Below are 7,347 nucleotides of genomic sequence, written 5' to 3' on the forward strand. Positions count from 1 at the left end.
GAATCACCAGCTAAAAAAATTAGGCATGCAGCCCGGTTTTGTGGGCGCAATTCAGAAGCCGGCAAGTGTACCGTATTTCGTCAGTTACGACCATCATCGAGATCAGTGCCATAAAAGAATAAAGGGGGCTAAATAGCCCCCCTTTATTTTAAGATAGTTTAAAAATAGTATGAAAACGCTTATTTCAACTTGAGCGGTATGAACATAGGGCTGCCCCGTCGTACTATCCGCATTGGTACCGCTTTAGTATCCGGTAGCGCAGAAACTACTTTGGCAAATTTCTTGATTGAACCGATATCTTCACCATTAAGCATGGTAATTACATCGCCGATCATCAGCCCGGAATCAGCACCAGCTCCCTCTTCAACCTTACGCACCACTACTCCGCTACTAACATTCCAGCGTTCACGTAACTGGTCGTCTAACTCGCTTATTTGAATATTCAGGCGGTTCGTAGAAGATGACTCACTACTCTTGGCTGTTTTTAGCTCTTCACCAGGCGCTGGTAACAAACCAATAGTTACCGTGACACTCTGCTTATTACCACCGCGAACTACGCCAACTTCAGCATCGGTCTCTGGCGGGATACGCCCCACCTGATGCGGCAGATCACCGGAACGATTAATAGACTGACCATTAAAACTATAGATGATATCGCCCTCTTTCAGGCCGGCATCTTCAGCAGGGCTGCCAGGTAAAACTTTTGCAACCAGCGCACCTTCAGGCTTTTCCAGTCCAAATGACTCAGCAAGATCACGGCTAACCTCCTGAATAATAACGCCTAACCAACCCCGACTTACAGATCCGCTCTTCTTCAGCTGATCAGCCACTTCTATGGCAACATTCATAGGAATAGCGAATGAAAGGCCCATAAACCCTCCGGAGCGGGTATAAATCTGGGAATTAATACCTATCACTTCACCTTCTAAATTGAAGAGGGGGCCACCTGAGTTACCTGGATTGATAGCAACATCTGTCTGAATGAATGGAACATAGGTTTCATTCGCCAGACTTCGATCAGTCGCACTGATAATCCCAGCCGTAACAGAATAGTCAAAGCCAAATGGCGAACCAATAGCGAGTACCCACTCACCGACTTCAGCTTTATCAGAATCACCTACTTTAACAACAGGAAGGTCTGTGGCTTTAATTTTTAGTAGCGCCACATCAGAACGTTTATCAGAGCCGATCACTTCAGCTTCAAGCTCACGTCGGTCATTCAACCGAACAATCACTTTATCCGCTTCTGCCACCACGTGATGATTGGTCAGAATATAGCCATCTTCTGAAATAATGAAACCTGAACCTAGTGAACGAGGCACTTTCCGGCGTGGAGTATCATTTCCCGATCCTGGAGGGATGCGAAAAAAATGACGGAATATCTCAGGTATCTCTTGCCCATCCGGAAGCTGAAACTGAGGCATCCCCTGAGTGCGTGTCTGCCTCTGCTGTACAGTACTGATGTTAACTACAGCAGGAGAAGCCTGTTTAACCAGATTAGTAAACTCTGGTAAGGCCGCATGTACACCACTGGTAACGAACAACAAAAAAACCAGACTAAACACAGCTCTGATAAATTTCATATCTATATTCCTGTACACAAAGGGACTAATTTAACTTTTGAAGCAGCACCGGTCGGTAACTGCAATGAGCAGTCATGCTATTAGAAATGATACGGGTTAACAGAAACCCACCTATCAAACCTAACACAGCAGCAACAATCACCAGGGGTTCTGCAAAACCGGCTATCTGAACCATTAGCGCTGCGATAAACATAGCAACAACAGGTAACAGATAAACCAACAGCGACGCCGTGAGAAAAGAGCGCTCGCCTACGCCAAGTAACACCTGATCATCTACGCTAACGGCTATTTGATCTGGGTTATCAACTTGTATCTCAAGCCGCTTACCGTCACCTATTTTTGCCAGCAGACTCTGTCCACAACCTTTTTGTGCGCTACAGCCGGCACAAGCACTCTGCTTAATGGTTTCAACCCAAACGGTCTCAGACTCAAGCCTTACAACCCGGCCACTCTCTTCTATCATCTTAAATTACTGAATTTTCTCAATCGAATTAACAATACGATCAGCTACCATCAAAGGCAGGTCGCCGACGATAGTGACAAAATGTCCATCTACACGCTTACCTACGGCAACCATATCACCAACCTGTGTAGCCCCTTCGGGAACCGCGCCGTTACCGACACGTTCAACCCCCAGAGTAAAAGAGCTCTTACCATTACTAAACACGGCCATATCAGCCCCCGGCGCAAGTGCACTTTTCACTTTAGTAAACCCTTCCGGCATCCAACCAGGAGACAGGTCTAAAGTCTGCGACTGCAATAACGATTTATGCTGATTTATATAGCTACTCAGATTCTGATTCAAACGAATCACATCAGCTTCAGATTGCGACTGACTAATGACAGGGGAGTTGCCATACTGAGCGCGCATAAAGCCCTGTGAAGCATTAAAAGCAGGTTGAATCTTGCTCTGAAGCGGTGCTTGAGCAACAGTGTTTGTATCCTGAGTACCTATACCAAAGTTCTGTCCACCCAGAATAACAACCGCTGTGACTGACGCAGCAACAGCCATACTCATCAGGGGTTTGATAAAGCTACTGGCAAACCCTTTTTGTTGGACTACAGGCTGTTGTGGAGAATCATAAGCAGGTTCATCAGCAAGCGCAGCCATAACCGAACTGCTGATATCACCCTTCGCAAGCGGCTCTTGTTTTAGAACAGAACTGGCGAGATGGAAACGCTGCCACTGTTCTGACAACTGTTCATTCTCGGTAGCCTGTTTAATCAGGCTACGCAACTCAAAGTCGCTGACCTCGTCATCCATTAAAGCAGAGAGTCTCTCTTTGGGTTGTTCGCTCATCAGCCAACTCCTACCGGGTTACTACAGTTCGATTAGAACAGTTAAATTTCGCAACATTTTAGCTGCGAAATACCTATTTGCTTAGTTCAGTAATTAGCTCAGTTTTTAATATGGCTATTTACTCGACTCAACACTCTCTCAATTCAGCAAGCACTTAACTCAAAAGAGGCGCGATCTCCTTATCAATCGCTTCCCGTGCCCTGAAAATCCTTGATCGTACGGTACCTACCGGACAATCCATGATTTGAGCAATATCTTCGTAGCTCAAACCTTCAAATTCACGTAACGCCAGTGCTGCTCGAAGATCTTCTGGTAAACGGTCCATTGCCGTTCGAACAACTCTGGCTAACTCATCCCGATAAAGACTATTCTCGGGACTTTCGATATCTTTAAGGCCACGATCACCTTCCAGGTGATGGGCGTCATCTACATCAATATCCATATCCGGTGGCCTGCGCCCTTTGGCTACCAGATGATTTTTGGCGGTATTAATCGCAATTCGATATAGCCAGGTATAAAACGCACTGTCACCCCGAAAATTGGGTAACGCCCGGTATGCTTTTATAAACGCTTCTTGCGACACGTCCATCGCTTCATGATGATCGTAAACATAACGACCTATCAAACCAATGATCTTATGCTGGTACTTCTTAACCAACAGATCGAAGGCAGTTTTATCACCCGCCTGTACTCGTTTAACAAGCTTCTTATCTATCGATGCTTGGCTTTCGCTGGACATTCAATTCCTTAATACTGATCAGATCCAAACTAATTGCAGCAACTACTGCTTTAAAGGAAGTATGAATGCCACCCCCTGTATTATGCAACTCTGCTTCATTACAGGCGCCAAGTTATAAGGTATGAGCATTGAATACAAACTAAGTTCAACTGAACTAAAAAAAAAATAATAATTAGCATCATAGGCTGGCTCAGACGGGCCGTTCAGGCAATAATTAGCATTTGAAAAATGGTCTGTGAGTAGATGTATCATGAGTAATGAATTTCAGTACGATGTCCTAATCATCGGAAGCGGCGCATCCGGGCTGGGCCTGGCTCTACAGCTGCCTGAGTCATACCGAATTGCCGTACTCAGTAAAGCAGATCTCACCAGCGGATCAACCTACCAGGCACAAGGTGGCGTTGCTGCGGTCATGGATAATAGCGACAGCACCCATGCCCACATAGAAGACACTATTACTGCGGGAGCAAACCTTAGTCGGAGAGATGCTGTCACATTCACCATCGAACACGGCAAAGAAAGCATCGACTGGCTGATTAAACAGGGCGTGCCATTCACACGTAACGGCGATGAATACCACCTGACAAAAGAGGGCGGACATAGCCATCGTCGGATTATTCATTCTGCAGATGCAACAGGTCAGGCAATTCAGCGCACACTGATTCAGCGAGCGATCGACAGTGACAATATCGATCTGTTTGAGGACCGTATCGCCGTAGACCTGATTACCCGCCATAAACTCAACCTGGCCACTAACCACTGTATCGGTGCCTATGTTCTGGACAACAAAAGCGGCCATGTTGATGTATTCAAAGCGAGCTCCGTTGTCCTCGCTACGGGCGGCGTGAGTAAAGCCTATCTCTATACCAGCAATCCAGATGGCGCATCAGGCGATGGTATTGCCATGGCATGGCGAGCAGGATGTCGGGTTGGCAACCTGGAATTCAATCAATTTCACCCAACCTGCCTTTACCATCCACAAGCCAAATCGTTTCTGATTACCGAAGCTGTACGTGGCGAAGGAGGTAAGCTACGTTTGCCCGATGGTTCCAGATTCATGGATAAATTCGATGAGCGAGGCGAATTGGCACCGCGGGATGTTGTCGCCCGGGCGATTGACCATGAAATGAAACGTTTAGGCTGTGATTGCTTATTTCTGGATATCTCACATAAGTCAGATAAGTTCATAAAGGAGCACTTCCCAACCATATACGAACGCTGTCTTAGTTTCGGTATAGATATTACTAAGGAACCGATTCCCGTTGTCCCAGCCGCTCATTACACCTGCGGTGGAATAATGACTAATCAGCAAGGCATGACTGATGTTGAAGGTCTGTACGCAATCGGAGAAACAGCCTTTACCGGTTTGCATGGGGCCAACAGGCTAGCCAGTAATTCATTATTGGAATGCATTGTTTATGCTTCTTCCGCGGCTAAACACATCGTCAATAATCATCAGACATCTGATGAGTTGCCGGACATTCCCGCCTGGGATGAAAGCCAGGTCACAAACTCCGATGAAGACGTCATCATCGCTCATAACTGGGATGAATTAAGACGCTTCATGTGGGATTACGTAGGCATTGTTCGCACAACCAAAAGACTACAGCGGGCAAAGCACAGAGCAGATCTTCTACAGCAGGAGATTGGTGAGTACTACAGCAACTATAAAGTCAGCAGAGACCTGCTTGAATTACGTAACCTTGCAGTGGTATCCGACCTGATAATCAGGTGCGCAATGCAACGAAAAGAAAGCCGCGGCCTTCACTTCACCCTCGACTATCCGGAGAAGTTGGCAAGAGCACGGGACACTATCCTGACGCCGATAAATTATGAGTGGCATTAGACAAAGACGAATAACGCAACAAAACCGATAGACGGCGAAACTGATCCGGCCTCAGGCTATCACGCCAGATAAGCAGTTTAACATTGCGTTTATTCTGACTTAATCTGATATTTAGTACCAACAACCAGGAATAGATAACGCCTGGTTGGATACTCTCAACAGCATACCAATGACCATCGTTTAGTTTTATCGACAGCGCCTTTTTATCCACAACCCAGCGCAAAGCATTCACTGCTGAACAATGCTTAAGATTCACTATACGGGACCAGCGAAGCTTGAGATAACAGAGTATGAAAGCGGTTAATAAAATACTCAGGGAAGCTACTAGATCCGCATACCAGACAGAGGCAATGGCAGAAGCTGCCAGAGAAAGGTAGAGCCCTCTGCAGAAAGCAGAGGGCTGAATATCAGCTTGAAGCGGGCTGAACACGATCCAGTATTATCCTGACCATTCTTTGAAGATCAGGATCCTCTGGTTTTTCCCGTTCCATTAGCCAGACAAACAAATCAGTATCTTCGCAGGCAAGCAGTTTAACAAAACGGTCTTTATCATCTTCAGGCAGATCAAGAAATGCTTCTTCAACAAAAGGAATAAACAGAACATCCAGTTCTAACATGCCCCGCCGGCTTTGCCATTTAAGACGTCTTACATCTTCCTCGGTATACATCATTTACCTGCCAGTTATCAAATTTCAGTGATTCCGGTCTTTAATAGCCGCCCCGGAAAACGTGGTACGCAATATATAAAATTAGCCCCCCTCCTAGCAAGCCAAAACAGACTGATAGCAAAACAAAGCCTGTAGGAGAACAAGAGAACCTGACAGGCACAATAACACACCAACCCATCCCTCAGGATGACAGATATCATTATAGCGGGAAAAGGCGTTGCCGAAGGCTATAAGATATCGAAGTCCGATCGTTTCACTTGTCCGAACGCTGCGCTTGTCCGATGCGGCTTCGCCGCGTGTCCGTAAAAGCGGAAAAGATAAGAGCGATTTACCACAGAGGGCACAGAGATCACAGAGATCACAGAGAGGGTCAAAAGCAGATCTCAAGAGTTAGAGCTATAAGATAAATGCTATCGGTGCAGTACCCTTTGTGATTTTTCTTTTCCTCGGTGTCCTCTCTGATCTCTGTGGTGTAAATGTTTTTAAAACTGGTTAGGGGCTTGCTTCGTAACCGGACAAGTTGTGTAGCAACGTTCGGACGTGGCATAGCCACATCGGACTTCGGCACTTAAGATCGGACAAGCAGACGTACCTGCGTTCTGAAACGAAAAAACCCCAACACAGCGTGTTGGGGTTTCTCGTAATTAGGTGCTTGGCGATGACCTACATTATTCAGGCTTCGCCTTCACCCATTCAGAGCTTCGCTCTTCAGGGCCGTCGTCGCAAGCGCCGACGTTCAACGCGCTTCGCGCTTTTGTCGCATCTATGCTCGAGCAGATCATAAATCACAGGCATTAAAAAACCCCCTGCACTGCGTGCAGGGGGTTATTTAATTAGGTGCTTGGCGATGACCTACTCTCGCATAGGGAATCCCTACACTACCATTGGCGCTAAGACGTTTCACTTCCGAGTTCGGTAAGGGATCGGGTGGTTCCATCTCGCTATGGTCGCCAAGCAAAACTGGTTGCTCTAACGATTTGAACATTACTGTTCAACGCGTCATTTGAATCCTGTAATCGGAGAGTGTACAAACTCTAATCCGTAGACTGTTTTATTCAGTCTGTGCTTTTCAGCAATGTATCTATCAGCTCAACAAACGCTTTTGGCGTTATATGGTCAAGCCTCACGAGCAATTAGTACTGGTTAGCTCAACGCCTCACAACGCTTACACACCCAGCCTATCAACGTCCTGGTCTTGAACGGCTCTTCAG

At 46.5% G+C, this 7,347-nt stretch carries 7 protein-coding genes and 2 rRNA genes; 1 reads left to right on the forward strand and 8 read right to left on the reverse strand.

Translation table 11 applies throughout. From position 1 onward, the window contains the following. Nucleotides 1–179: 179 nt before the first annotated feature. The 4 genes from EHS89_RS15000 to rpoE form a co-directional block, all read right to left on the reverse strand. Nucleotides 180–1,583 carry a DegQ family serine endoprotease gene (locus EHS89_RS15000; protein ID WP_124926970.1) on the reverse strand — a complete coding sequence of 468 codons (1,404 nt, stop codon included), beginning with the start codon at nucleotides 1,581–1,583 and terminating at the stop codon, nucleotides 180–182. 25 nt (nucleotides 1,584–1,608) lie between these two features. Further along, complete coding sequence (locus EHS89_RS15005) at nucleotides 1,609–2,046, reverse strand: SoxR reducing system RseC family protein (protein ID WP_124926971.1); 438 nt, start codon at nucleotides 2,044–2,046, stop codon at nucleotides 1,609–1,611. Between the two features lie 6 nt (nucleotides 2,047–2,052). Further along, entirely contained in the window at nucleotides 2,053–2,883 is an 831-nt protein-coding gene (locus tag EHS89_RS15010) for a MucB/RseB C-terminal domain-containing protein (RefSeq protein ID WP_124926972.1), read from the reverse strand. 154 nt (nucleotides 2,884–3,037) lie between these two features. After that, entirely contained in the window at nucleotides 3,038–3,622 is a 585-nt protein-coding gene (rpoE, locus tag EHS89_RS15015) for an RNA polymerase sigma factor RpoE (RefSeq protein WP_124926973.1), read from the reverse strand. 250 nt (nucleotides 3,623–3,872) lie between these two features. On the opposite strand from rpoE, the gene nadB reads away from it, so the two are divergent. Next, a complete protein-coding gene (nadB, locus tag EHS89_RS15020) occupies nucleotides 3,873–5,468 on the forward strand; it encodes an L-aspartate oxidase (RefSeq protein ID WP_124926974.1) in 1,596 nt (531 codons plus the stop codon). On the opposite strand, the gene EHS89_RS21610 is transcribed toward nadB, so the two are convergent. The 4 genes from EHS89_RS21610 to EHS89_RS15035 all read right to left on the reverse strand — a co-directional run. Then, on the reverse strand, nucleotides 5,434–5,898 hold the full coding sequence (locus tag EHS89_RS21610; RefSeq protein ID WP_373290105.1) for a protein YgfX: 465 nt from the start codon (nucleotides 5,896–5,898) through the stop codon (nucleotides 5,434–5,436). The genes nadB and EHS89_RS21610 overlap by 35 nt on opposite strands. After that, entirely contained in the window at nucleotides 5,876–6,136 is a 261-nt protein-coding gene (locus EHS89_RS15025; protein WP_124926990.1) for an FAD assembly factor SdhE, read from the reverse strand. Before EHS89_RS15025 ends, EHS89_RS21610 begins: the two co-directional genes overlap by 23 nt. An 839-nt stretch (nucleotides 6,137–6,975) precedes the next feature. Continuing rightward, nucleotides 6,976–7,091 (reverse strand): 5S ribosomal RNA (rrf, locus tag EHS89_RS15030). 157 nt (nucleotides 7,092–7,248) lie between these two features. After that, nucleotides 7,249–7,347: ribosomal RNA gene (locus EHS89_RS15035) — 23S ribosomal RNA — on the reverse strand; the annotation flags it as partial.

It is taken from the genome of Amphritea balenae, from assembly GCF_003858655.1.
Classification (GTDB): domain Bacteria; phylum Pseudomonadota; class Gammaproteobacteria; order Pseudomonadales; family Balneatricaceae; genus Amphritea; species Amphritea balenae.

Excerpts from the sequence above, each read along its gene's own strand:
- EHS89_RS15000 (WP_124926970.1), bottom strand. The coding sequence starts at position 1,583 with ATGAAATTTATCAGAGCTGTGTTTAGTCTGGTTTTTTTGTTGTTCGTT.
- EHS89_RS15005 (WP_124926971.1), bottom strand. The coding sequence starts at position 2,046 with ATGATAGAAGAGAGTGGCCGGGTTGTAAGGCTTGAGTCTGAGACCGTT.
- EHS89_RS15010 (WP_124926972.1), bottom strand. The coding sequence starts at position 2,883 with ATGAGCGAACAACCCAAAGAGAGACTCTCTGCTTTAATGGATGACGAG.
- rpoE (WP_124926973.1), bottom strand. The coding sequence starts at position 3,622 with ATGTCCAGCGAAAGCCAAGCATCGATAGATAAGAAGCTTGTTAAACGA.
- nadB (WP_124926974.1), top strand. The coding sequence starts at position 3,873 with ATGAGTAATGAATTTCAGTACGATGTCCTAATCATCGGAAGCGGCGCA.
- EHS89_RS15025 (WP_124926990.1), bottom strand. The coding sequence starts at position 6,136 with ATGTATACCGAGGAAGATGTAAGACGTCTTAAATGGCAAAGCCGGCGG.